The sequence below is a fragment of the Burkholderia sp. 4NA327C6 genome (assembly GCF_005502655.1).
Taxonomy (GTDB): Bacteria; Pseudomonadota; Gammaproteobacteria; order Burkholderiales; family Burkholderiaceae; genus Burkholderia; species Burkholderia contaminans.
In genome coordinates, this window is record NZ_SCNZ01000033.1 from 23,115 (window position 1) to 45,092 (window position 21,978).

20 protein-coding genes are annotated in these 21,978 nt (G+C 68.1%); 15 read left to right on the top strand and 5 right to left on the bottom strand.

Annotated elements, in window-relative coordinates; all coding sequences use genetic code 11:
• Positions 1-65: 65 nt before the first annotated feature.
• Positions 66-989: a LysR family transcriptional regulator gene (locus FFS49_RS28040; protein ID WP_105816878.1), complete on the bottom strand. Its 924-nt coding sequence runs from the start codon at positions 987-989 to the stop codon at positions 66-68.
• Between the two features lie 99 nt (positions 990-1,088).
• On the opposite strand from FFS49_RS28040, the gene FFS49_RS28045 reads away from it, so the two are divergent.
• Genes FFS49_RS28045 through FFS49_RS28070 form a run of 6 tightly spaced genes read left to right on the top strand, consistent with a single transcriptional unit; the run spans position 1,089 to position 6,793 of the window.
• Complete coding sequence (locus FFS49_RS28045; protein ID WP_039347470.1) at positions 1,089-1,256, top strand: DUF1427 family protein; 168 nt, start codon at positions 1,089-1,091, stop codon at positions 1,254-1,256.
• Between the two features lie 19 nt (positions 1,257-1,275).
• Positions 1,276-3,168, top strand: coding sequence for an amidohydrolase (locus FFS49_RS28050; protein ID WP_039347467.1), 1,893 nt, complete (start codon positions 1,276-1,278; stop codon positions 3,166-3,168).
• 1 nt (position 3,169) lies between these two features.
• Positions 3,170-3,622 (top strand): DoxX family protein, encoded by a 453-nt coding sequence (locus FFS49_RS28055; RefSeq protein ID WP_039347465.1) that lies wholly within the window; start codon positions 3,170-3,172, stop codon positions 3,620-3,622.
• Between the two features lie 26 nt (positions 3,623-3,648).
• Positions 3,649-4,563 carry a glyoxalase gene (locus FFS49_RS28060; RefSeq protein WP_105816829.1) on the top strand — a complete coding sequence of 305 codons (915 nt, stop codon included), beginning with the start codon at positions 3,649-3,651 and terminating at the stop codon, positions 4,561-4,563.
• Positions 4,560-5,258 (top strand): YoaK family protein, encoded by a 699-nt coding sequence (locus tag FFS49_RS28065; protein ID WP_039347459.1) that lies wholly within the window; start codon positions 4,560-4,562, stop codon positions 5,256-5,258. The genes FFS49_RS28060 and FFS49_RS28065 overlap by 4 nt, the downstream gene beginning before the upstream one ends.
• Positions 5,255-6,793 (top strand): alginate export family protein, encoded by a 1,539-nt coding sequence (locus FFS49_RS28070; protein WP_105816828.1) that lies wholly within the window; start codon positions 5,255-5,257, stop codon positions 6,791-6,793. The genes FFS49_RS28065 and FFS49_RS28070 overlap by 4 nt, the downstream gene beginning before the upstream one ends.
• 113 nt (positions 6,794-6,906) lie before the next feature.
• On the opposite strand, the gene FFS49_RS28075 is transcribed toward FFS49_RS28070, so the two are convergent.
• The gene (locus FFS49_RS28075; protein ID WP_039347454.1) at positions 6,907-8,493 is read right to left on the bottom strand and encodes an acid phosphatase; all 1,587 of its coding nucleotides are present in this window, start codon (positions 8,491-8,493) and stop codon (positions 6,907-6,909) included.
• A 221-nt stretch (positions 8,494-8,714) separates the two neighbouring features.
• Here FFS49_RS28075 and FFS49_RS28080 point away from each other — a divergent pair, with 221 nt between their 5' ends.
• The 3 genes from FFS49_RS28080 (at position 8,715) to FFS49_RS28090 (ending at position 11,059) form a co-directional block, all read left to right on the top strand.
• Entirely contained in the window at positions 8,715-10,064 is a 1,350-nt protein-coding gene (locus tag FFS49_RS28080) for a cytochrome c peroxidase (protein WP_039347451.1), read from the top strand.
• 126 nt (positions 10,065-10,190) lie between these two features.
• Positions 10,191-10,577, top strand: coding sequence for a hypothetical protein (locus FFS49_RS28085; protein WP_039347448.1), 387 nt, complete (start codon positions 10,191-10,193; stop codon positions 10,575-10,577).
• A gap of 11 nt (positions 10,578-10,588) precedes the next feature.
• The gene (locus FFS49_RS28090) at positions 10,589-11,059 is read left to right on the top strand and encodes an NUDIX hydrolase (protein WP_046545436.1); all 471 of its coding nucleotides are present in this window, start codon (positions 10,589-10,591) and stop codon (positions 11,057-11,059) included.
• Between the two features lie 145 nt (positions 11,060-11,204).
• Here the strand turns inward: FFS49_RS28090 and FFS49_RS28095 are convergent, their stop codons facing one another.
• Positions 11,205-12,914: a glutamine--tRNA ligase/YqeY domain fusion protein gene (locus FFS49_RS28095; RefSeq protein ID WP_039347445.1), complete on the bottom strand. Its 1,710-nt coding sequence runs from the start codon at positions 12,912-12,914 to the stop codon at positions 11,205-11,207.
• Between the two features lie 248 nt (positions 12,915-13,162).
• On the opposite strand from FFS49_RS28095, the gene FFS49_RS28100 reads away from it, so the two are divergent.
• Complete coding sequence (locus FFS49_RS28100; RefSeq protein WP_011351716.1) at positions 13,163-13,372, top strand: ornithine acetyltransferase; 210 nt, start codon at positions 13,163-13,165, stop codon at positions 13,370-13,372.
• A 181-nt stretch (positions 13,373-13,553) separates the two neighbouring features.
• Positions 13,554-14,108, top strand: coding sequence for an alpha/beta hydrolase (locus tag FFS49_RS28105; protein WP_105816827.1), 555 nt, complete (start codon positions 13,554-13,556; stop codon positions 14,106-14,108).
• Positions 14,109-14,206: 98 nt separating this feature from the next.
• On the opposite strand, the gene FFS49_RS28110 is transcribed toward FFS49_RS28105, so the two are convergent.
• Positions 14,207-15,427: a CaiB/BaiF CoA-transferase family protein gene (locus FFS49_RS28110; protein ID WP_039347854.1), complete on the bottom strand. Its 1,221-nt coding sequence runs from the start codon at positions 15,425-15,427 to the stop codon at positions 14,207-14,209.
• A gap of 278 nt (positions 15,428-15,705) precedes the next feature.
• Here FFS49_RS28110 and alaS point away from each other — a divergent pair, with 278 nt between their 5' ends.
• Positions 15,706-18,330, top strand: coding sequence for an alanine--tRNA ligase (gene alaS, locus FFS49_RS28115; protein WP_105816826.1), 2,625 nt, complete (start codon positions 15,706-15,708; stop codon positions 18,328-18,330).
• A gap of 127 nt (positions 18,331-18,457) precedes the next feature.
• Here alaS and FFS49_RS28120 read toward each other — a convergent pair whose 3' ends face one another.
• Positions 18,458-19,372: a LysR family transcriptional regulator gene (locus FFS49_RS28120; RefSeq protein ID WP_039347436.1), complete on the bottom strand. Its 915-nt coding sequence runs from the start codon at positions 19,370-19,372 to the stop codon at positions 18,458-18,460.
• 123 nt (positions 19,373-19,495) lie between these two features.
• Between FFS49_RS28120 and FFS49_RS28125 the strand changes: the two genes are divergently transcribed.
• The 3 genes from FFS49_RS28125 (at position 19,496) to FFS49_RS28135 (ending at position 21,978) form a co-directional block, all read left to right on the top strand.
• Positions 19,496-20,743 carry a YbfB/YjiJ family MFS transporter gene (locus tag FFS49_RS28125; RefSeq protein WP_105816825.1) on the top strand — a complete coding sequence of 416 codons (1,248 nt, stop codon included), beginning with the start codon at positions 19,496-19,498 and terminating at the stop codon, positions 20,741-20,743.
• Positions 20,744-20,864: 121 nt separating this feature from the next.
• Positions 20,865-21,401 carry an NUDIX domain-containing protein gene (locus FFS49_RS28130; RefSeq protein WP_039347430.1) on the top strand — a complete coding sequence of 179 codons (537 nt, stop codon included), beginning with the start codon at positions 20,865-20,867 and terminating at the stop codon, positions 21,399-21,401.
• Between the two features lie 139 nt (positions 21,402-21,540).
• Positions 21,541-21,978, top strand: coding sequence for a thioesterase family protein (locus FFS49_RS28135; protein WP_027787751.1), 438 nt, complete (start codon positions 21,541-21,543; stop codon positions 21,976-21,978).

The window sequence follows — 21,978 nt, forward strand, 5'->3', positions numbered from 1 at the left end:
ACCGGCTGCGCGCGATGCCTCCGATGCAGGCGGCGGCCCGCGGCGATCCGCCGGCCGCCGCCCGCTCAGGCCGCGGGCACTGCCCACGGCGCGTGCGAGAAATGTTCGGCGAGGAAATCGAGCAGCACCGTCACGCGCGCGGCACGCAGCATGCCGGGCGGCGTCATCAGGTTGACGTTGACGTCGGCGATCCTCCAGTCATGCATGACTTCTTCGAGTATGCCGCGCTGCAGTTCGTCCCACACCAGGAACTCGGGCTGAAGCGCGAGGCCGTGGCCGGCGATCAGTGCGGGGACGATCACGTCGGCGTTGTTGGTGCGGATGCGTCCGTGCACGTTCACGCCGAATTCGTCGCCCGAGGCCGGGTGGCGAAAGCGCCAGTGCTCGGGCGTCGGCAGGTTGGTGTAGGTGAGGCACACGTGCTTCTCGATGTCGCGCGGATGCGCGGGCCGGCCATGCCGGGCCAGATACGCCGGCGACGCGACGAGCGGACGGCGCACCGCGCACAGGCGGCGCGAGCGCAGCGACGAATCGCTCAGCTCGGCGATCCGGATCGCGACGTCGAACCCGCCGGACACGATGTCGACGATGTGGTCGGTGAGCACGAGGTCGATGTCGACGCGCGGATAGCGTTCGAGAAACGCCGGCAGCACCGGCGACAGGTGGTGCAGCCCGAACGACATCGGCGCATTCACGCGCACGAGGCCGTGCGGTTCGAGCGCTTGCGCGGACGCCTCGCTCTCGATCAGTTCCGCATCGGCGAGCAGGCGGATCGCACGGTCGCGCAGCAGTTCGCCGGTCGGCGTGAGCGACAGCTTGCGCGACGTGCGGTACAGCAGCATCGCGCCGAGGCGCTTTTCGAGGCGCGCGATCGCCTTCGAGACGGTCGGTTGCGACACGCCGAGGAGCTCAGCGGCTTTGGCGAACGAACCGAGCTCCGCGACGCGCGCGAAGACGGCCCAGGCTTCGAGATCAGGAAGGTGTTGCATGGTCGGGCAGAGTGGCAGGGAAGCGAAGTGGATACGGCGGCGCAGCATGCGGCCGGCGCGATGCGGCTCATTCTAATCCGGCCGGGGAGAATAATCGTTATGGAATCTTATCTATTGTCGCTGTCGGCCGGCGTGCTGGTCGGCGTCGTGTACAGCGTGATCAAGGTGCGCTCGCCGGCGCCGCCGCTCATTGCGCTGATCGGCCTCGCCGGCATGCTGATCGGCTCGCAGGCCATCGGCGCCATCCGGCACTGGCTCGGCTTCTGATCGTATCGAGGACATTTTAATGAGTGCAACTGATAATCAGCCGGATCTGATCCTGCACAACGGCCGCATCACGACGCTCGACCGTGCGAACCCCGTCGCCACCGCGGTCGCGATCAAGGACGGCCGCTTCGTCGCGGTCGGCAGCGACGCGGAGATCGTGCCGCTCGCGGGCCGTGCGACGAAGGTGGTCGACCTCGGCTGCCGCCCGGCGCTGCCGGGCCTGACCGACAACCATTGCCACGTGATCCGTGGCGGCCTGAACTACAACATGGAGCTGCGCTGGGACGGCGTGCGCTCGCTCGCGGTCGCGATGGAGATGCTCAAGCAGCAGGTCGCGATCACGCCGGCGCCGCAGTGGGTGCGCGTGGTCGGCGGCTTCACCGAACACCAGTTCGCCGAGAAGCGCCTGCCGACGATCGACGAGCTCAACGCGGTCGCGCCCGATACGCCGGTGTTCATCCTGCATTTGTACGACCGTGCGCTGCTGAACGCGGCCGCGCTGCGTGTCGTGGGTTATACGAAGGACACGCCCGAGCCGCCGGGCGGCACGATCCTGCGCGATGCCGCGGGCAATCCGACGGGCCTGCTGCTCGCGAACCCGAACGCGACGATCCTCTACGCGACGCTCGCGAAAGGCCCGAAGCTGCCGTTCGAGTATCAATACAACTCGACGCGTCACTTCATGCGCGAGCTGAACCGGCTCGGCGTGACGGGCGTGATCGATGCAGGCGGCGGCTCGCAGAATTACCCGGACGATTACGAAGTGATCCGCAAGCTGCATGACGCGGGCGAGATGACGATCCGCATCGCGTACAACCTGTTCACGCAGAAGCCGAATGCGGAGAAGGAAGACTTCGTCAACTGGACGAAGAGCAGCAAGTACCACGACGGCACCGATTACTTCCGTCACAACGGCGCGGGCGAGATGCTGGTGTTCTCGGCAGCCGACTTCGAGGATTTCCGCGTCGCGCGCCCGGACCTGCCGGCCCAGATGGAAGACGATCTCGAAGGCGTGGTGCGCGTGCTTGCGCAGAACCGCTGGCCGTGGCGCATGCATGCGACCTACGACGAAACGATCAGCCGCGCGCTCGACGTGTTCGAGAAGGTCAACGAGGACATCCCGCTCGAAGGGCTGAACTGGTTCTTCGATCACGCGGAAACGATCTCCGAGAAGTCGATGGACCGGATCGCGGCGCTGGGCGGCGGCATCGCGGTGCAGCACCGGATGGCGTACCAGGGCGAGTACTTCGTCGAGCGCTACGGCGCGCAGGCGGCCGAAGCGACGCCGCCGGTCGCGAAGATGCTGTCGAAAGGCCTCAAGGTGTCGGCCGGCACCGACGCGACGCGCGTGGCGTCGTACAACCCGTGGGTGTCGCTCGCGTGGCTCGTGACGGGCAAGACGGTGGGCGGGATGCGCCTGTATCCGCAGCGCAACCTGCTCGATCGGGAAACTGCACTGCGCATGTGGACCGAGTACGTGACGTGGTTCTCGAACGAAGAGGGCAAGAAAGGGCGTATCGCGGTCGGGCAACTGGCCGACCTGATGGTCCCGGATCGCGATTTCTTCACGTGCGCGGAGGACGATATCGTCGATACGACGGCGCTGCTGACGGTGGTGGGCGGCCGGATCGTGTGGGGGGCGGGGCCGTTCGCGTCGCACGACGCGCCGATTCCGCCGGCGATGCCGGACTGGTCGCCGGTGCGCGCCTACGGCGGCTACGGTGGCTGGGGCGCGACGCAGCGCGATGGCGCACCGCTGCAGCGCGCGGCGGCCGCCGCGGCGATGTGCGGTTGCGCGAGCGCGTGCGGCATGCACGGCCATGCGCATGCTAGTGCGTGGAGCCGCGCGTTGCCGACGTCGGACGCGAAGGGTTTCTGGGGCGCGTTCGGCTGCTCGTGCTGGGCGGTCTGACATGACGGCGCGCACAGCCCATGGCAACCCGGCATGGATCCGCGCGCTGCTGTCGCAGCCGTGGGTCCTGCCGCTCGCGCGTCTGGCGCTCGTTTCCGCGTTCCTCATCGGCGGCGTCAACAAGGCGATGCACTTCGGCGACGCGGTGGCCGAGCAGGCGCATTTCGGCCTGCAGCCGGCCGCGTTGTGGGCGGCGCTGGCGATCGTGGTCGAGATCGTCGGCTCGTTGTGCGTGGTGTTTCGCCGCTTCACGTGGCTCGGCGCCGGCGCGCTCGGCATGCTGACGCTGGTCGCGATGGTCGTGGCGAACGATTTCTGGAACCATTCGGGTGCCGAAAATTTCATGGCGCTCAACAGCTTTTTCGAGCATCTTGGGCTGATCGCGGCCCTCGTGCTTGCGACCGTGCTCGACGATGCACGGCAACCGGCCGATGACGGCCGCTCCATCCGATGACAATGCAACAACCAGGGAATCCCGTGATGAAATCCATTCGTTCCGTGCTGCTCGCCGCGCTGCTCGCGGGCGGTCTTGCCGTCGCGCCGGTGGCGTTCGCGAAGCCGCCGGTGCCGCCGGCGGCCACGCCGACGGTGGCCGTCGGCCCGCAATACGACACGACGCACGTGTGCGTGGCACCGGAAGACTTCGACCGCTTCACCGACAGCTTCGTCGCGACGTTCGGCGGCAGGAAATCGAAGCAGGGCGTGTTCCAGGTCACGCCCACGCCGAGCCAGACGATGTCGCAGCTCGTGCTCACACCGGTCGGCACGATCTCGGTGTTCGGCTTCAAGACGCCGATCCCGTATCCGTTCTGCTCGGAGCGCACCGGTTATCTCGTCACCGACATGGACGTCGCGATGAAGACGGCGCGCGCGCACGGCGCGGACGTGATCGTCGACACGTTTCCCGATCCGATCGGGCGCGACGCGATCATCCGCTGGGCCGGCACCCTGAACATGCAACTCTATTGGCATACCGAAGCGCCGCGTTACGACGTGCTCGAGACGGTGCCCGAGAACCGCGTGTACGTATCGCCGGAAAGCGTGCACAAGCTGGTGCACGATTTCGTGAAATTCTCGAACGGCAAGGTGGTGTCCGACACCCTCAAGGCGCCGGGCATCGAGATCGGCCGGCCGAACGACACGTACCGCCGCATCCGCATCGAATCGGGCTTCGGCAAGATGACCGTGCTCGTGACCGACGGCCACCTGCCTTACCCGTTCGGCCGCGAGATGACCGGCTACGAAGTGCACGATCTCGGCGCGACGCTGGAGAAGGCCAAGGCAGCCGGCGTGACCGTGCTCGTGCCGCCGTTCACGTCGGACGGCCGCGACGCGGCGCTCGTGCAGTTCCCGGGCGGCTACGTCGCCGAAATCCACGCGAGCGCGGCGCGATGAAGCACGAGGACACGATCCTTGCCGCGGTGGCCGGCTTCGTCGACACGCTGAGCTTCGTCGCGCTGTTCGGGCTGTTCACGGCACACGTGACGGGCAACTTCGTGCTGATCGGCGCGGGCATCGCGGGCTTCGGCCAGGGTGTCGTGTTGAAGCTCAGTGTGTTTCCCGCATTCGTGTGCGGCGTGATCGCGAGCAGCCTGATCGCGCGGTCGATGTCCGGGCGGCCCGCCTGGCAGGGCACGCGCGCGCTGCATGCGGTCCAGGCCGTGCTGCTGCTCGGCTTCTGTGCGGCGGGCGTGTGGGCGACGCCCGTCACGCAGCCCGACAGCCTTTCGGCGCTCGTGGCCGGCATCGTCGGCACGTTCGCGATGGGCGTGCAGAACGCGCATCCGCGCGTGATTGCGCGCGCCGGCGGCGTGCCGAACACGGTGATGACCGGCAACGTGACGCAGGCGATCCTCGACGCGGTCGACCTGCTGTCGGCCGGCACCGCCGATGCCGCGCGCGCGGCGGCACGCGCGCGCTTCGGCAAGATGCTGCCGGCGATCGTCGCGTTCGCGCTCGGCGCCGCATGCGGCGCGCTCGGATTCCGCTTCGTCGGGTTCCTCGCGCTGCTCGCGCCGGTCGGCGCGCTCGCGACGCTTGCCCTGTGCGCGGCACCAACGGCGGGTACCACCACACAGGAGCGCGCATGATCGAGCGGGGCGGGAGGAGACATCACGGCCGGCATACCGCACGGGCCGCGCGCGTGTCGATCGTCGCGGGGCTGCTGCTCGCGGGCGCCGACGCGGCATGCGCGCAAACGGCGGCGGCATCGACGCCGGCTTCCACGCCGGTGCAGGAGCCGGTGCCGGCCGCGTCATCGGCAACGCCAACGACATCGGCAACGACAACCGCTGCCGCCGCATCGACCTGCACGGCCAAGCGCCCCGTGGTGCTGTTCAACCGCTGGCAGGAAGACTGGTCGGTGCTCGCGAATCCGTGCGTGCCGCGCGCGCCGCTCGACGGCCTGAAATACATTCCGCTCGGCAACGATCCGGCGTCCTATCTGTCGCTCGGCGTGAACCTGCGCGAGCGTCTCGAGACCAATGACGCGCCGCTGTTCGGGATCGGCTCCGCGCAATCGGATACCTACCTGATCCAGCGCATCGAAGTGCATGCCGATGCGCATCTCGGCCAGCACTGGCAGTTCTTCGTGCAGTTGCAGGACGCCCGCGCGTTCGGCAAGAACACGGTGTCGCCGGTCGACAAGAACCCGCTCGATCTCGAGCAGGCGTTCGCGACCTACACGGGCGCGCTCGGCGGCGGCACGTTCAAGTTCCGCGTCGGCCGGCAGGAGATGGCGTTCGACTTGCAGCGTTTCATCGCCACGCGCGACGGCCCGAACGTACGGCAGGCGTTCGATGCGGTCTGGGCCGTGTACGAGTACCAGAAGTGGCGCTTCATCGGCTATGCGACGCAGCCGGTGCAGAACCGCAACGCGTCCGATTTCGACGACGTGTCGAATCGCGACCTCACGTTCAGCGGTGTGCGCTTCGAGCGGCAGTCGGTCGGGCCGGGCGACCTGTCCGGCTATTGGTCGCGATACAACCGCAACAACGCGCGGTTTCTCGACGCGAGCGGTCCCGAGCATCGCGACGTGTGGGACGTGCGCTACACGGGCACACTGGGGCGCTTCGACTGGGATCTCGAAACGATGCTGCAGACCGGCACGGTCGGCAACGCGACGATCGGCGCGTGGGCCGTCGGTTCGATCGCCGGCTACAAGCTCGATGCGCCGTGGTCGCCGCGCATCGCGCTGCAGGTCGACGCGGCGTCGGGCGACCGGCATCCGCACGACGGCCGGGTGAGCACCTTCAACCCGCTGTTTCCGAACGGCTATTACTTCACGCTGGCCGGCTATACGAGTTATGCGAACCTGATTCACGTGAAGCCGTCCGTGACGCTGAAGCCGTCGGCGAACCTGTCGCTGCTCGGTGCGCTCGGCTTCCAGTGGCGCGAGACGACCGGCGACGCCGTCTATCAGCAGCCGAACATCCCGGTGCCGGGCACGGCGGGCAAGGGCGGGTTGTGGACCGGGATGTACGTGCAGCTGCGCGCGGACTGGACGATCGCCGCGAATCTGATCGGTGCGATCGAGGCCGTGCATTTCCAGGTCGGCGACGCGATCCGCCAGGCGGGCGGGCACAACGCCGACTACGTCGGCGTCGAGTTGAAGTACGGCTGGTGACGGCGGCGCGCGGCAACCCGCACGCGGCATGAAAAAGGGCAGCCCCGCGGGGCTGCCCTTCGTTCGTCCGGGCCGGCGACGTGGCCGGCCCGTTCGCGGTGATGGCGATGCGGTTACAGGTTCGGCGACAGTTGCAGCGCGTTCGTCAGGTCGCCCATCGGCTGCGCACCGTTCGCCTTCAGCGCGTCGTCGCGCTGTTGCAGGCCCGCGAGGCGCGGCAGCGAGAAGCGGCGCGTGATGAAGCGCAGGATCGAGCCCGTGTCGTATTGCGTATGGTCGACGAAGCCCTTCTTCGCATACGGCGACACGATCAGCGCCGGGATGCGGGTGCCCGGGCCCCAGCGGTCGGCATTCGGCGGCGTCGCGTGATCCCAGAAGCCGCCGTTTTCGTCGTACGTGACGACCACGACCATATTCTTCCACTGCGGGCTTGCCTGCAGGTGCGCGATCACGTCGGCGATGTGCTGGTCGCCCGACGTGACGTCCGTGTAGCCCGGGTGCTCGTTCAGGTTGCCCTGCGGCTTGTAGAACGTGACCTGCGGCAGCGTGCCCGCATCGATCGCCTTGATGAACTCGGCGCCGTTCGCGCCGCCGTCGAGCAGGTGCTGCGCGCGGCTCGCGGTGCCCGGCGCCTGGTTCGCGAAGTAGTTGAACGGCTGGTGGTGCGGCTGGAAGTTCGGCGTCGACAGGTCGGCGCCGTAGATCACGTTCGACGTGCCGTTCTGGCTCGCCTGCAGCGCCTGGCCCCACGCGCCGCTGTACCACGCCCACGACACGCCCGCGTTGGTCATCAGGTCGCCGATGTTGGTCGCCGTCTGCGGCGGCATCGTCGACGGATTGGCCGGGTCGGCGAGCAGCGGGTCGCCGCCCGTAGCCGCCTTGTTGCCGCTCGGCTGATACGCCGGCTGCATCGTGTTGATGCCGTAGAAGTCGGGCGTCAGCGCACCGTCGTTGACGAACTTCGGCGGGCCGCTCAGCGCGGAGGCCGGCGAGTTCGTCGCGACCTTCAGCGACTTGCCGTCGGCGTTCAGCACGGCGATCTTGCCGGCCGCCGGGCTCTTGTCGGCGTTCGGGTAGTACGGCGCGCACGCGCAGACCAGGTACTGGTGGTTCAGGAACGAGCCGCCGAACGCGCCCATGAAGAAGTTGTCGGCCAGCACGTACTGCTGCGCGATCTTCCACAGCGGCAGCTTCGACGGATCGGCGGTGTAGTGGCCCATCGTCAGGCCGCCCGCGTCAGTCCATGCGGCGTACATGTCGTTCTTGCCGCCGTTGATCTGCATCTGGTCCTGATAGAAGCGGTGCACGATGTCGCGCGTCGCGATGCTCATCGACTGGTTGAAGCCGTTCGGATCGTCGATCGCGAACGGCGCGTTCGGCAGGTTCGCCGTCATCGCCTCGGTCACCGCCGGCGTGATGCCGGTCGCGGTCAGGCCGCCCCAGATCTTCGGCAGCGTCGCCATCGTCGAGCCGTCGCGATCCTTTTGCACCGAGTTCGCAGCCGTCGCGTTCTGCAGGCCGTTCGCGCCGGGGAAGTTGCCATACAGGTTGTCGAAGCTGCGGTTTTCCGCGTAGATCACGACAACGTTCTTGACGGCCGACAGGCCTTGCTGCGTGACATCGTCGCCGCCGCAGGCGGTCAGGCTGAGCGCGGCCGCGAGGGCGATCGGCGTATAGCGAATCCAGGCGTGCTTCTTCATGCGATGTTCTCTCTTTCGTTGTTTGTCGCGTGTGGGAACCGGGTTGACGTACGGCCGGTGCAGGCACTGCGAGACACCGACCGGCTGCGCGCATTATCTGGAACCGATTTGACAGCCGGGTGTAGGGGCGCTTTCAATTGACTGTCGGTTGAACGTCATGCAACGGTCATGGAACTGACATAAGCTCCGGCCGATTGCCCACCGCTACAAGAAGAACGACGATGCACAGCCTTCTGAAACCCCTCGCGTTCGCGCGATCGTTGACCCCTGCCGCGGCCGCGCTGGCGCTGGCCGCAGGGCTGGCGGCGCTCGCCGGTTGCGATGCGCGTCCCGGCGCGAATACGCCGGCCGCGTCCGTCGTGCCGGCGGCGCAAGCGGCCCCGGCCGCTCCCGCGGTCGCGCCGGCCAGCCAGCCGCAGACGCGCGCGCAGGTATTCGAGGGCGTCAAGCAGATGACGGCGCTCGGCAAGCAGCTGTTCTTCGATCCTTCGCTGTCGGGCTCCGGCAAGCTCGCATGCGCGTCGTGCCACAGCGCCGAGCATGCGTTCGGGCCGCCGAACGCGCTGTCGGTACAACTCGGCGGCGACGACATGCACCGCACGGGTTTTCGTGCCGTGCCGTCGTTGAAGTACCTGCGCGGTATCCCGCCGTTCAGCGAGCACTTCCACGATTCGCCGGACGAAGGTGACGAAAGCATCGACGCGGGTCCGACCGGCGGGCTGACCTGGGACGGTCGCGTCGACACGCGCGATGCGCAGGCGCGCATTCCGCTCACGTCGCCATTCGAGATGAGCAGCTCGCCGGCAAGGGTCGCGAAGGCAGTTCGCGCCGCACCTTATGCGGATGCGTTCCGCAAGGCATTCGGCGACCAGGTGCTCGGCAACGATCAGGCGACCTTCGACGCGGTGCTGCGCGCGCTCGACGCCTTCCAGCAACAGCCGGCGCTGTTCGATCCGTACACGAGCAAGTACGACGCATACCTGGCCGGCCACGCGCAGCTCACGCCTGCTGAACTGCGCGGGCTGCAGCTGTTCAACGACGAGAAGAAGGGCAACTGCGCGAGCTGCCACATCAGTCAGCGCACGCTCGAAGGTGGCCCGCCACAGTTCAGCGATTTCGGGCTGATCGCGATCGCGGTGCCGCGCAACCGCGCGCTGCCCGTCAATCACGACCCGCGTTTCCACGATCTCGGCGCGTGCGGCCCCGAGCGTACCGACCTGAAGGGCCGCGACGAATTCTGCGGCTTGTTCCGCACGCCGTCGTTGCGCAACGTCGCGCTGCGCAAGACGTTCTTCCACAACGGCGTGTACCACTCGCTCGAGGACGTGATGCGCTTCTACGTCGAGCGCGACATCCATCCGGAGAAGTTCTATCCGGTCGTGAACGGCAAGGTGCAGATCTACGACGACCTGCCCAAGCGCTACTGGCCGAACATCAACCGCGAAGCGCCGTTCGATCGCAAGCGCGGCGACCAGCCGGCGCTGAACGCGGCCGAGATCAAGGACGTGATCGCGTTCCTCGGTACGCTGACTGACGGATATCAGCAGACGGCCGCGCCGGCCGGCCACTAGAAGGCGGCGTCGACGGCACGCATGCTATCCTCGCTCGCTGACAGGCGCAGTGTGCGTGCCGGATGGCCGGCCCCCGGTTTGCCGGCATGCACCGCGCCGTTCGATCGAACATCCAAGGAGAACAACATGTCGATGCGTGCATCCCTTTCCGTCGTCACGCGCGTGCTGGCCGGCGCCGCGTGCGCAGCCGCGATGCTGCCTGCCCATGCGCAGAACAACCTGAACTTCCTGAACGACACGCCGCTCAGCTACTTCAGCAAGACCGACCGCGCGTCGCTGTCCAAGGCGGTCGTGCAGGTGCGCGACGAAGGCAAGGACGGCGAGACCACGACGTGGCAGAGCACCGGCCGCGGCACGCAGATCGATGCGAAGCTCACGCCGACCACGACCGAGACGGACGGCAAGACCTGCCGTGAAGTCGCCACCGAGATCACCGCGAAGGGCCAGACGATGACGCTCAAGCCCGTCTATTGCAAGACCGACGCGGGCAAGTGGCAGCTGCAGAAACGCTGAGCACGCGCGTGATGAAGCGGGGCGCCGCGCCGCGCACGGTGTCGTGCGGCGTCGTGATCCTCGATGCGGCCGGCCGCGTGTTCCTCGCGCACGCGACGGATACCACGCACTGGGACATCCCGAAAGGGCAGGGCGAGCCGGGCGAGACGCCGGCCGACGCGGCGCTGCGTGAACTGCTCGAGGAAACCGGCATCGTGTTCGGCGCCGATCGGCTGCTCGATCTTGGCCGCTTCGCGTACCGGCACGACAAGGATCTGCACCTGTTCGCGGTGCGCGTGGCCGACGACGAAGTCGATCTCGCGCACTGTACGTGCACGTCGCTGTTTCCGAGCCGTCGCGACGGCTCGATGATTCCCGAGATGGATGCGTATCGCTGGACCCTGCCCGCCGACATCGACGCGTATGCGAGCCGCAGCCTCGCGCGGCTGTTTCGCACGAAGCTGTCGCTGGTGGAGTTGCATCGGCGATTGATGGGTAGTTGAACGAGGGCGGCGGCTTCCGATGCGCCATGACCCGGCTTCGCTTCGACGCGCGCAACAAAAAACCGGCCCAGGGGCCGGTTTTTTTATGGTCACGCGGCGGCGGCTTGCGAAGCCGCGGGCCGCGTGCCGCGTGCGAAGCATGCCGTCAAGCCGGCTTGCCCCAGCTGTCGCGCAGTCCGACGATCCGGTTGAACACCGGCTTGCCCGGTTTCGAATCGACCCGATCGGCGACGAAGTAGCCGTGACGCTCGAACTGCAGGCGCGTTTCCGGTGCGATGTCGTCGTTGCCCGGTTCGATGTATGCCTGCACGATCTTCTTCGAGTCGGGATTCAGCGCCTCGAGGAAATTCGCGCCGCCCGCGTCCGGATGCGGCTCCTTGAACAGGCGGTCGTAGATCCGCACTTCGGCCGGCTGCGCGTGCTTTGCGCTGACCCAGTGGATGTTGCCCTTGACCTTGTACGTGTTCGCGCCTTCGGTGCCCGACTTGCTGTCCGGGAAGTAGTTGCAGTGCACGGCCGTCACGTTGCCGTCGGCGTCCTTGTCGAAGCCCGTGCATTCGATCACGTAGCCGTAGCGCAGGCGCACCTTGTTGCCCGGGAACAGGCGGAAATAGCCCTTCGGCGGGTTCTCGACGAAGTCCTCGCGCTCGATCCACAGCTCGCGCGAGATCGGGAACGTGCGCACGCCGCGATCCGGGTGGTGCGGGTGCACGGGCGCCGTGCACGCTTCCTCGAGGTCTTCCGGATAGTTGTCGATCACGAGCTTCAGCGGATCGAGCACGGCGACGGTACGTGCCGCCTTGTCGTCGAGGTCGTCGCGCAGCGCGCCTTCGAAGATGCTCATGTCGATCCACGAGTCGATCTTCGTCACGCCGATCCGCTCGCAGAACAGGTGGATGCTCTCCGGCGTGAAGCCGCGGCGGCGCACGCCGACGATCGTCGGCATCCGCGGGTCGTCCCAGCCGTCGACGTGGCCTTCGGTCACGAGCTGAAGCAGCTTGCGCTTGCTGGTGATCGCGTACGTGAGGTTCAGTCGCGAGAATTCGATCTGTTGCGGCAGCGGGCGCGTGAACTTGCCGGCTTCCGCGAGTTCGTTCAGCACCCAGTCGTACAGCGGGCGGTGATCCTCGAACTCGAGCGTGCACAGCGAATGCGTGATGCCCTCGAGCGCATCCGAGATGCAGTGCGTGTAGTCGTACATCGGGTACACGCACCATGCGTCGCCGGTGCGGTAGTGGTGCGCGTAGCGGATCCGGTAGATCACCGGGTCGCGCATGTTCATGTTCGGCGAAGCCATGTCGATCTTCGCGCGCAGCACGTGCTCGCCTTCCTTGAACTCGCCGGCCTTCATGCGGCGGAACAGGTCGAGGTTTTCTTCCGGCGTGCGATCGCGGAACGGCGACGGCTTGCCGCCTTCCGTCAGCGAGCCGCGGTTCGCGCGCATTTCATCGGCGCTCTGGCTGTCGACATAGGCCTTGCCGCGCTGGATCAGCAGCTCGGCGAACTCGTACAGCTTGTCGTAGTAGTCGCTCGCGAAGTACTGGTGATCGACCGCGTCCTTGCGCCAGTCGAAGCCGAGCCAGCGCACCGCGTCGACGATCGAATCGACGTACTCGACGCTTTCCTTTTCCGGGTTCGTATCGTCGAAGCGCAGGTGGCACACGCCACCGTAGTCGCGCGCGACGCTGAAGTTCAGGCAGATGCTCTTCGCATGGCCGATGTGCAGATAGCCGTTCGGCTCGGGCGGAAAGCGCGTCTCGACGCGTCCGCCCCATTTGCCGGTGCGGTTGTCGTCGTCGATGATGTTGCGGATGAAATTGGAAGCCGCGGGGGCGTCGTTACGTTCGGTGCTCATGCGGATGGCGTCAGGTTGTGTCGGCGCGCGCGTCGCGCCGGTTTAATCCCGTGATTCTACCTGACCGGGGTCCGTCCCGCGCGGCTTGCGGCATGCCGGGGGCGGGTTTCGACCGATTATCTCGATATTGTGTCGGCTGTAACACGACGTAAATCGGATTGCCCGGGCCGTTTGGCGTTGCCTATGATGGCTTCACCGATTCAATGCCGCCGTTCGGGATGCCGCGCGGCGGGAGGACACTAAAAACCATGATGAAAAAGACCACGTTTATCGTTCGTACCGCCGTGATCGTCGCGGCCCTGTCGCAACTCGGCGCGTGCGCCATGACGCATACGCAGCGCAATGCCGGTATCGGCGCGGCCGCGGGCGGCGCGCTCGGCTACCTCGTGACGGGCGGCCCGCTCGGCACGGTCGCCGGCGCCGCGGCAGGCGGCATCGTCGGCGCGAACGTGCGCTGACCGCCAGACATGACGCAAGCCGCCTGCAAGACGGCGGCTTGACGTCCGGTCGCGACGCGGCGCTCAGCGCGTCCCGACCCACGCACATCCTTCCGATATCAGACAGGCAGCATCAGGGAGGAACGGGTGTGCGACACTGCGCCGACGCACCACAACGATTTCACTCGTCGACGCACTTTTCATGAGCCGTTTACCCGTTCTCGTCCTGCCGGGCTACGCCAATTCGGGCCCGCTTCACTGGCAGAGCCGCTGGGAGCGTGCCGACGCACGCTTCTCGCGCGTCGCGATGCCCGACTGGGACCGCGCGTTCCGCAACGGCTGGTGTCTCGCGCTCGATCGCGCGGTCGAGGCCGCGCGCGGACCGGTGCTGATTGCCGGCCACAGCCTCGGTACGCTGACCACCGCATGGTGGGCGACGCGCTACGCGCGCCCGGCGGCGCTCGCCAAAGTGCGCGGCGCGCTGCTCGTCGCGTTGCCCGATCCCGACGGTCCCGCGTTTCCGGCTGACGCGTACGGTTTCGGGCCCGTGCCATACGAACGGCTGCCGTTTCCGACCTGCGTCGTCGCCAGCAGCGACGATCCGTATGGCTCGCTCGCGTTCGCCCGAAACTGCGCGAACGCATGGGGTAGCGCCTTCCAAGATATCGGCCCGCGCGGCCACATCAATGCGGACAGCGGGCTCGGCGACTGGCCCGATGCGCGCGGCTGGCTCGACGCGCTCGCCCGTCGCGACTGACGGCTCGATCGACAGCTCGATTGATCGACCGCGCGGGGCAGGGCAGCGATTGACGCCGATGCCACGCGGTCCGTCCGCACCCGCGCCACCCGCCGCGTTCAGATTGCCTGTTTCGCCCGCAGCGTGGCGATTTTCGCGTCGTCGTAGCCGAGCATGTCGCGCAGCACGTCGTCGGTCTGCGCGCCGAGCAGCGGCGGGGCCGTGCGTGCTTCGGGCGGCGTCGCGCTCATCCGGATCGGGTTGCGCACGAGCTTCGCGTCCGCGCCGCACGGGTGCGGCAGCGACACCTGCATCCCGCGCGCGACGACCTGCTCGTTGTCGAACACCTCGTCGAGATCGTTGATCGGGCCGCACGGCACGCCGGCCGCTTCGAGCGCGCCGATCCAGTCGGCCTTGTCGCGCGCCTTCACCATCTCCGCGAGGATCGGCACCAGCGTGTCGCGGTGGCGCACGCGCGACGGATTCGTCGCGAAACGCTCGTCATCCGCCAGTTCGGGCCGGCCGCCGGCCTCGACGAACTTGCGGAACTGCCCGTCGTTGCCGACCGCGACGATGATCCACCCGTCGCGCGTCTGGAACGTCTGGTACGGCACGATGTTCGGATGCGCGTTGCCCCAGCGCACCGGCGGCTTGCCGCTCGCGAGGAAATTGGTGTTCATGTTCGCGAGCAGCGCGACCTGCACGTCGAGCAGCGCCATGTCGATGTACTGGCCTTCGCCGGTCCGGTCGCGATGCGCGAGCGCGGCGAGCACCGCGATCGTCGAGTAGAGGCCGGTCGCGAGGTCGGCGATCGCGACGCCGGCCTTCTGCGGGCCGCCGCCCGGCTCGCCGTCGCGCTCGCCGGTGATGCTCATGAAGCCGCCGATCCCCTGGATGATGAAGTCGTAGCCCGCGCGGTGCGCGTACGGGCCGGTCTGGCCGAAGCCGGTGACCGAGCAGTAGACGAGGTCGGGCTTCACCGCGCGCAGCGAGTCGTAATCGAGCCCGTATTTCTTCAGCTGGCCGACCTTGTAGTTCTCGAGCACGACGTCGCTCTGCGCGGCGAGCTCGCGCACGATCTGCTGGCCCTCGGGCGTGGCAATGTCGACCGTCACCGAGCGCTTGTTGCGGTTCGCCGCGAGGTAGTACGCGGCCTCGGCGGTATCCGCGCCGTCGGCGTCCTTCAGGTACGGCGGCCCCCAGTGGCGCGTGTCGTCGCCGGCGCCCGGGCGCTCGACCTTGATCACGTCCGCGCCGAAATCGGCAAGCGTCTGCGCGCACCACGGGCCCGCGAGCACGCGGGTGAGGTCCAGCACGCGGATATGGCTCAGGGCACCCATCGTCGAATCGTCTCCTTTCATGGCTCGCCTGGTCGGGCAAGGCCGGTTGGCATGCCGAGCATCTTAAGGCGAATCGGCTGCGCGGGTGGCCTGGCGCCCGTCATTGGCGGAAACGGGCCCCGCCCGGGCCGGCCGGATGGCCGAGCCGCTTTCCGGCGCTTTGCCCGGAAGCGGGCCCCGATCCCGTATAATCGATCGTTTCCGAATCCATGCCGCCGCGCGCCCCGACAAGGGCGCCGGCGTTTGAAGCCGTCTTTGCCAGACTGTCCCCGCACGCCATGAAAGCTGCCGAAATCCGCGAGAAATTCCTCAAATTCTTCGAATCGAAGGGCCACACGATCGTCCGCTCGTCGAGCCTCGTGCCCGGTAACGACCCCACGCTGATGTTCACGAACTCGGGCATGGTCCAGTTCAAGGACGTGTTCCTCGGCACGGATCCGCGTCCGTACTCGCGCGCCACGACGGCGCAGCGCAGCGTGCGCGCGGGCGGCAAGCACAACGACCTCGAGAACGTCGGCTACACGGCGCGCCACCACACGTTCTTCGAGATGCTCGGCAACTTCTCGTTCGGCGACTACTTCAAGCACGACGCGATCAAGTTCGCGTGGGAGCTGCTGACCACGGTCTACCAGCTGCCGAAGGACAAGCTGTGGGTCACGGTCTACCAGGAAGACGACGAAGCCTACGACATCTGGGCGAAGGAAGTCGGCGTGCCGACCGAGCGCATCATCCGCATCGGCGACAACAAGGGCGCGCGCTACGCGTCGGACAACTTCTGGACGATGGGCGACACCGGCCCGTGCGGCCCGTGTACCGAAATCTTCTACGACCACGGCCCGGACGTGTGGGGCGGGCCGCCGGGGTCGCCCGAGGAAGACGGCGATCGCTACATCGAGATCTGGAACCTCGTGTTCATGCAGTTCAACCGCGACGCGCAGGGCAACATGACGCGCCTGCCGAAGCAGTCGGTCGACACCGGCATGGGCCTCGAGCGTCTCGCCGCGGTGCTGCAGCACGTGCACAGCAACTACGAGATCGACCTGTTCCAGAACCTGATCAAGGCCGCCGCGCGCGTGACCGAAATCAGCGACCTCACGAACAACTCGCTGAAGGTGATCGCCGATCACATCCGCGCATGCTCGTTCCTGATCGTCGACGGCGTGATTCCCGGCAACGAAGGCCGCGGCTACGTGCTGCGCCGGATCGTGCGCCGCGCGATCCGCCACGGCTACAAGCTCGGCCGCAAGGGCGCGTTCTTCCACAAGCTGGTGGCCGACCTCGTCGCCGAGATGGGCACGGCCTACCCGGAGCTGAAGGAAGCCGAACAGCGCGTGACCGACGTGCTGCGCCAGGAAGAAGAGCGCTTCTTCGAGACGATCGAGCACGGCATGTCGATCCTCGAAGCCGCGCTGGCCGACGTCGAGGCGAAGGGCGGCAAGGTGCTCGACGGCGAACTCGCGTTCAAGCTGCACGACACCTACGGCTTCCCGCTCGACCTCACGGCCGACGTGTGCCGCGAGCGCGGGATGACGGTCGACGAGCCGGCATTCGACGACGCGATGGCGCGCCAGCGCGAGCAGGCCCGTGCGGCCGGCAAGTTCAAGGCCGCGCAGGGCCTCGAATACACGGGCGCGAAGACCACGTTCCACGGCTATGAGGAAATCGCGTTCGACGACGCGAAGGTCGTCGCGCTGTACGTCGACGGTTCGTCGGTCAACGAAGTGAAGACGGGCCAGGACGCGGTCGTCGTGCTCGACCACACGCCGTTCTACGCGGAATCGGGCGGCCAGGTCGGCGACCAGGGCGTGCTCGCGAACGCCGCGACGCGCTTCGCGGTGGCCGACACGCTGAAGGTGCAGGCCGACGTGATCGGCCATCACGGCACGCTGGAGCAAGGCACGCTGAAAGTGGGCGACGTGCTGCGCGCGGAAATCGACGCGCATCGCCGCGCCCGCACGCAGCGCAACCACTCGGCCACCCACCTGATGCACAAGGCGCTGCGCGAAGTGCTCGGCGCGCACGTGCAGCAGAAGGGTTCGCTGGTCGACGCGGAAAAGACCCGTTTCGACTTCGCGCACAACGCACCGATGACCGACGACGAAATCCGTCGCGTCGAGCAGATCGTCAACAACGAAATCCTCGCCAACGCGCCGGGCATCGTGCGCGTGATGCCGTACGACGAAGCGGTGAAGGGCGGCGCGATGGCGCTGTTCGGCGAGAAGTACGGCGATGAAGTGCGCGTGCTCGACCTCGGCTTCTCGCGCGAACTGTGCGGCGGCACGCACGTGCACCGCACCGGCGACATCGGCTTGTTCAAGATCGTCGTCGAAGGCGGCGTCGCGGCCGGCATCCGCCGCGTCGAGGCGATCACCGGCGACAACGCGGTGCGCTACGTGCAGGAACTCGACGCACGCGTGAACGAAGCCGCGGCCGCGCTGAAGGCGCAGCCGTCGGAGCTCACGCAGCGTATCGCGCAGGTGCAGGACCAGGTGAAGTCGCTCGAGAAGGAACTCGGCGCGCTGAAGTCGAAGCTCGCATCGAGCCAGGGCGACGAGCTCGCGCAGCAGGCGGTCGAAATCGGCGGCGTGTTCGTGCTGGCCGCGACGCTCGACGGCGCCGACGCGAAGACGTTGCGCGAAACGGTCGACAAGCTGAAGGACAAGCTGAAGAGCGCGGCGATCGTGCTGGCAGCCGTCGAAGGCGGCAAGGTCAGCCTGATCGCGGGTGTCACGCCCGACGCGAGCAAGAAGGTCAAGGCCGGCGAGCTCGTGAACTTCGTCGCGCAGCAGGTCGGCGGCAAGGGTGGCGGCCGTCCGGACATGGCGCAGGCAGGCGGCACCGAGCCGGCGAACCTGCCGGGCGCGCTGGCTGGCGTGAAGGGCTGGGTCGAAGAGCGGCTCTGATCGCTCCGACCGATGTGATGCCGCCCCGTTGCGGCATCGCGTGAAATGACAAAGACCCGATCGGCATGCGCCGGTCGGGTCTTTTTGTTTTTGCGCGTCGATCCGGGCGGCGACGCGCGAACACGGGTCAGGCCGTCACGGTCACCGCGGGCTTCGTCGCATCGGCGGGCGGCCGTCCGGCTTCCGTGAGTGCATCGCGCAGCGCGGCGAGGGCAGCCGACGCATAACCCTGCCGCCACGCGAGCAGCGTATCGATACCTTCCAGTTCGGGGATCACGTGCGCGGCGATGTTGCCGGTTTCGGGCTGCAAATCGAGCACCGAACGCGGCGCGACCGCGATGCCGGCACCCGCCGCGACACATGCGACGATCGCGTGATACGACCCGAGTTCGAGCACGCGCGCCGGCTTGACGCCGTGCCCTGCGTACCACTGCTCGACGTACTTGCGATACGTGCAGCCCCGCTCGAACGCGATCAGCGTCGGCAGGATCACGTCGCGCGGCGTGCGCACCGGCGGGTGGCCGCGCGGCGTGAGCAGCACCAGGTCCTCGCGGAAGACCGGCACCGTCTCGAACGTGTCGGGGAGCGTCTCCGGCGCGGGCGGGCGCGCGAACAGCGCGGCGTCGATTTCGAAATCGCGCACGCGGTCGATCAGCCAGCCCGTCGTGCCCGTCAGCAGCTCGAGCGACACGTCGGGCCACGCGTGGTGATAGCGCGCGAGCACGGTCGGCAGGCGGCTCGCCGCCGTGCTCTCCATCGTGCCGAGCCGCAGCCGCCCGCGCGGCGTGTCCTCGCGCACGGCATCGCGCGCCTCGTCGGCGAGCGCGAGCAGGCGCTCGGCATACGGCAGCAGCGTGTGCCCGGCCGGCGTCAGCACGAGGCGGCGGCCGTCGCGCACGAACAGCGCCGCACCGAGTTCCTCCTCGAGCTGCTTGATACGCGTCGTGACGTTCGACTGCACGCGATTGAGCTTGGCCGCCGCGCGCGTCACGCCGTTCTCGCGCACCACGGCCCGGAAAATCGCCAGCGCCGCCAGGTCCATGATTCTCTCCGAGCGATGATTGGATTCTCAATTATTCATTTTTCGAGAACGTTTGGTCAAGCTAGGATGGAAGCATTCCGATTTCCGATCCGGCCCGCGCGTTGAACGCCGGCCCTTGCTGCCATGTCCCGCTCCGATGCCCCGACCGCCGCCGCCGGCGCGCCTCCCGTCGATGATGCCGACCGCCGCGCCCGCGCGGCCGCGCTGGCCTGCATGGTCGGCCTCGCGGTCGTGCTCGGCGTCGGCCGCTTTGCGTTCACGCCCTTGTTGCCGCTGATGCTCGCGGACGGCTCGATCGGCCTGAAGGCCGGCGGCTGGCTCGCGTCGGCGAACTACGCGGGCTACTTCGTCGGCGCGGTCAGTTGCGCGGCGCTGCGGGTGGCGCCCGCGCGCATGGTGCGCGTCGGGCTCGTGACCACCGTGCTGCTCACCGCCGCGATGGGTATCGGCCACCTGCTGCCGGTGTGGCTCGCGGTGCGCTTCGTCGCGGGCGTCGTCAGTGCATGGACGTTCGTGTTCGTGTCGCAATGGGGGCTGCGGCGGTTGGCCGAACTGCATGCGCCGGAGTGGAGCGGGGTGATCTACGCCGGGCCCGGCGTCGGCATCGTGGTGACGGGGCTGATCGGCAGCGCGCTGGCCGGCCAGCGCGCGGCGTCGGGCTGGCTCGGGTTCGCCGCGCTGTCCGCGGTGCTGTCGGTCGTGATCTGGCGCACGTTTGTGGACGCCCCGGCGCAAGCCGTGCCGCCGCCGGGCGGTGCCGCGCCGCATGTGGCCGCCGCCACCGCGCCGAACCACGCGCACGCGCGCCGCCATCGCGCGGACGCCGCATGGCTCGTCGTGCTGTACGGCATGCCGGGCTTCGGCTACATCATCACCGCCACGTTCCTGCCCGTGATCGCGCGCGCCGCGCTGCCGGCCGGCTCGCCATGGCCCGACCTGTTCTGGCCGATGTTCGGCGCGGCGCTGATCGTCGGCGCGATCACCGCCGCGCGGCTGCCCGCGCACTGGGACAACCGGCTGCTGCTGGCGGCCGGTTGCGCGACACAGGCGCTCGGCATTGCCGCCGGCATCGTGTGGCCGAACGCGGCCGGCTTTTCGGTCGGCAGCGCGCTGCTCGGCCTGCCGTTCACCGCGATCACGCTGTTCGCGATGCGCGAGGCGCGGCGCTTGCACGGCGAGCGGGCGGCCGGGCTGATGGGCTATGCGACCGCGTCGTACGGGGTCGGGCAGATTCTCGGCCCGCTCGTCGCGGCGCCGCTGGCCGCGCGCTTCGGGTCGTTTTCCCCTGCGCTGTGGGTTGCGGTAGCCGCGCTGCTGCTGGGCGCCGCCGGCTTCGCGGCGACCGCCGTGCGAGGGCGCCGGCAACCCTGATGTCGGCGGGGCCGGATCGTCTGCGGCCCGGGCAAACTCGCTAGAATGAAGCCTTTCCCGCGCCGAGCGGGTGCGCGGGCAGCCGGCAGGCGGCCGTCCGGCGCCTGCCAGATCCCCATCGATGACCACCGCCGATTACCGCTTTTGCCCGCGCTGCGCGAGCCCGCTCACCGAGCGCGCCGATCCCGACCATGAAGGCGGCCGCATTCGCCAGGCGTGCCCCGACGACACCTGCGGCTATGTGCACTGGAACAACCCGCTGCCCGTCGTCGCCGCGATCGTCGAGCTCGACGGCAAGATCCTGCTCGCGCGCAACGCGGCCTGGCCCGAAGGCATGTTCGCGCTGATCACCGGCTTCCTCGAGAACGGCGAGACGCCCGAGGACGGCATCGCGCGCGAGGTCTTCGAGGAAACGGCGCTGAAGGCCGAGCACGTGTCGCTCGTCGGCGTCTACGAATTCATCCGCAAGAACGAGCTGATCATCGCGTACCACGTGCGTGCATCGGGCACGGTCGCGCTGTCGCCGGAACTGCTCGAATACAAGCTCGTCGATCCGCCGCTGCTGCGCCCGTGGCGCGCCGGCACGGGCGTCGCGCTCGCCGACTGGATGCGTGCGCGCGGCCTCGATTTCGAGTTCGTCGACCGGCCGGGGCAGTGACGGGCCGGCCCGTGAGCCGCGTTGCATCCGCCGTGCCGCGAGCGATCGCGGCGCGGCGTTCCGCTTCCTGCCGGTGCGCCGTGTCCCGCGGCGGCCGCGCGTCGTCCACCACGCTTCCATCGTCCTGACCGCCATCGCCATGTCCGACAAGCCGCAACCGCGTCCGCGCGACGCCTATCGCCACTTCCTGCCGATCACGACCCGCTGGATGGACAACGACGTCTACGGGCACGTGAACAACGTCGTCTACTACAGCTACTTCGACACGGTCGTGAACGAATACCTGATCCGCGCGGGCGTGCTCGACGTCGAGCACGGGCAGACGATCGGCCTCGTGGTCGAGACGCAGTGCAACTACTTCGCGCCGCTCGTGTTCCCGCAGTCGGTCGACGCCGGGTTGCGGGTCGTGAAGCTCGGCACGTCGAGCGTGCGCTACGAGGTCGGGCTGTTCGCGCAAGGCGATGCATCGCCCGCCGCGCAGGGGCATTTCGTGCACGTGTACGTCGATCGCGGCACGCGCCGGCCGGTGCCGCTGCCCGATGCGCTGCGCGCCGCGCTCGAGCCGCTCGCGGCCTGA

Coding starts and splice junctions, on each gene's coding strand:
- FFS49_RS28055 (WP_039347465.1), top strand. CDS start 3,170: ATGACGGCGCGCACAGCCCATGGCAACCCGGCATGGATCCGCGCGCTG.
- FFS49_RS28120 (WP_039347436.1), bottom strand. CDS start 19,372: ATGGACCTGGCGGCGCTGGCGATTTTCCGGGCCGTGGTGCGCGAGAAC.
- FFS49_RS28045 (WP_039347470.1), top strand. CDS start 1,089: ATGGAATCTTATCTATTGTCGCTGTCGGCCGGCGTGCTGGTCGGCGTC.
- FFS49_RS28065 (WP_039347459.1), top strand. CDS start 4,560: ATGAAGCACGAGGACACGATCCTTGCCGCGGTGGCCGGCTTCGTCGAC.
- FFS49_RS28100 (WP_011351716.1), top strand. CDS start 13,163: ATGATGAAAAAGACCACGTTTATCGTTCGTACCGCCGTGATCGTCGCG.
- FFS49_RS28085 (WP_039347448.1), top strand. CDS start 10,191: ATGTCGATGCGTGCATCCCTTTCCGTCGTCACGCGCGTGCTGGCCGGC.
- FFS49_RS28040 (WP_105816878.1), bottom strand. CDS start 989: ATGCAACACCTTCCTGATCTCGAAGCCTGGGCCGTCTTCGCGCGCGTC.
- FFS49_RS28075 (WP_039347454.1), bottom strand. CDS start 8,493: ATGAAGAAGCACGCCTGGATTCGCTATACGCCGATCGCCCTCGCGGCC.
- FFS49_RS28125 (WP_105816825.1), top strand. CDS start 19,496: ATGTCCCGCTCCGATGCCCCGACCGCCGCCGCCGGCGCGCCTCCCGTC.
- FFS49_RS28080 (WP_039347451.1), top strand. CDS start 8,715: ATGCACAGCCTTCTGAAACCCCTCGCGTTCGCGCGATCGTTGACCCCT.
- FFS49_RS28135 (WP_027787751.1), top strand. CDS start 21,541: ATGTCCGACAAGCCGCAACCGCGTCCGCGCGACGCCTATCGCCACTTC.
- FFS49_RS28110 (WP_039347854.1), bottom strand. CDS start 15,427: ATGGGTGCCCTGAGCCATATCCGCGTGCTGGACCTCACCCGCGTGCTC.
- FFS49_RS28090 (WP_046545436.1), top strand. CDS start 10,589: ATGAAGCGGGGCGCCGCGCCGCGCACGGTGTCGTGCGGCGTCGTGATC.
- FFS49_RS28060 (WP_105816829.1), top strand. CDS start 3,649: ATGAAATCCATTCGTTCCGTGCTGCTCGCCGCGCTGCTCGCGGGCGGT.
- FFS49_RS28130 (WP_039347430.1), top strand. CDS start 20,865: ATGACCACCGCCGATTACCGCTTTTGCCCGCGCTGCGCGAGCCCGCTC.
- FFS49_RS28095 (WP_039347445.1), bottom strand. CDS start 12,914: ATGAGCACCGAACGTAACGACGCCCCCGCGGCTTCCAATTTCATCCGC.
- alaS (WP_105816826.1), top strand. CDS start 15,706: ATGAAAGCTGCCGAAATCCGCGAGAAATTCCTCAAATTCTTCGAATCG.
- FFS49_RS28105 (WP_105816827.1), top strand. CDS start 13,554: ATGAGCCGTTTACCCGTTCTCGTCCTGCCGGGCTACGCCAATTCGGGC.
- FFS49_RS28070 (WP_105816828.1), top strand. CDS start 5,255: ATGATCGAGCGGGGCGGGAGGAGACATCACGGCCGGCATACCGCACGG.
- FFS49_RS28050 (WP_039347467.1), top strand. CDS start 1,276: ATGAGTGCAACTGATAATCAGCCGGATCTGATCCTGCACAACGGCCGC.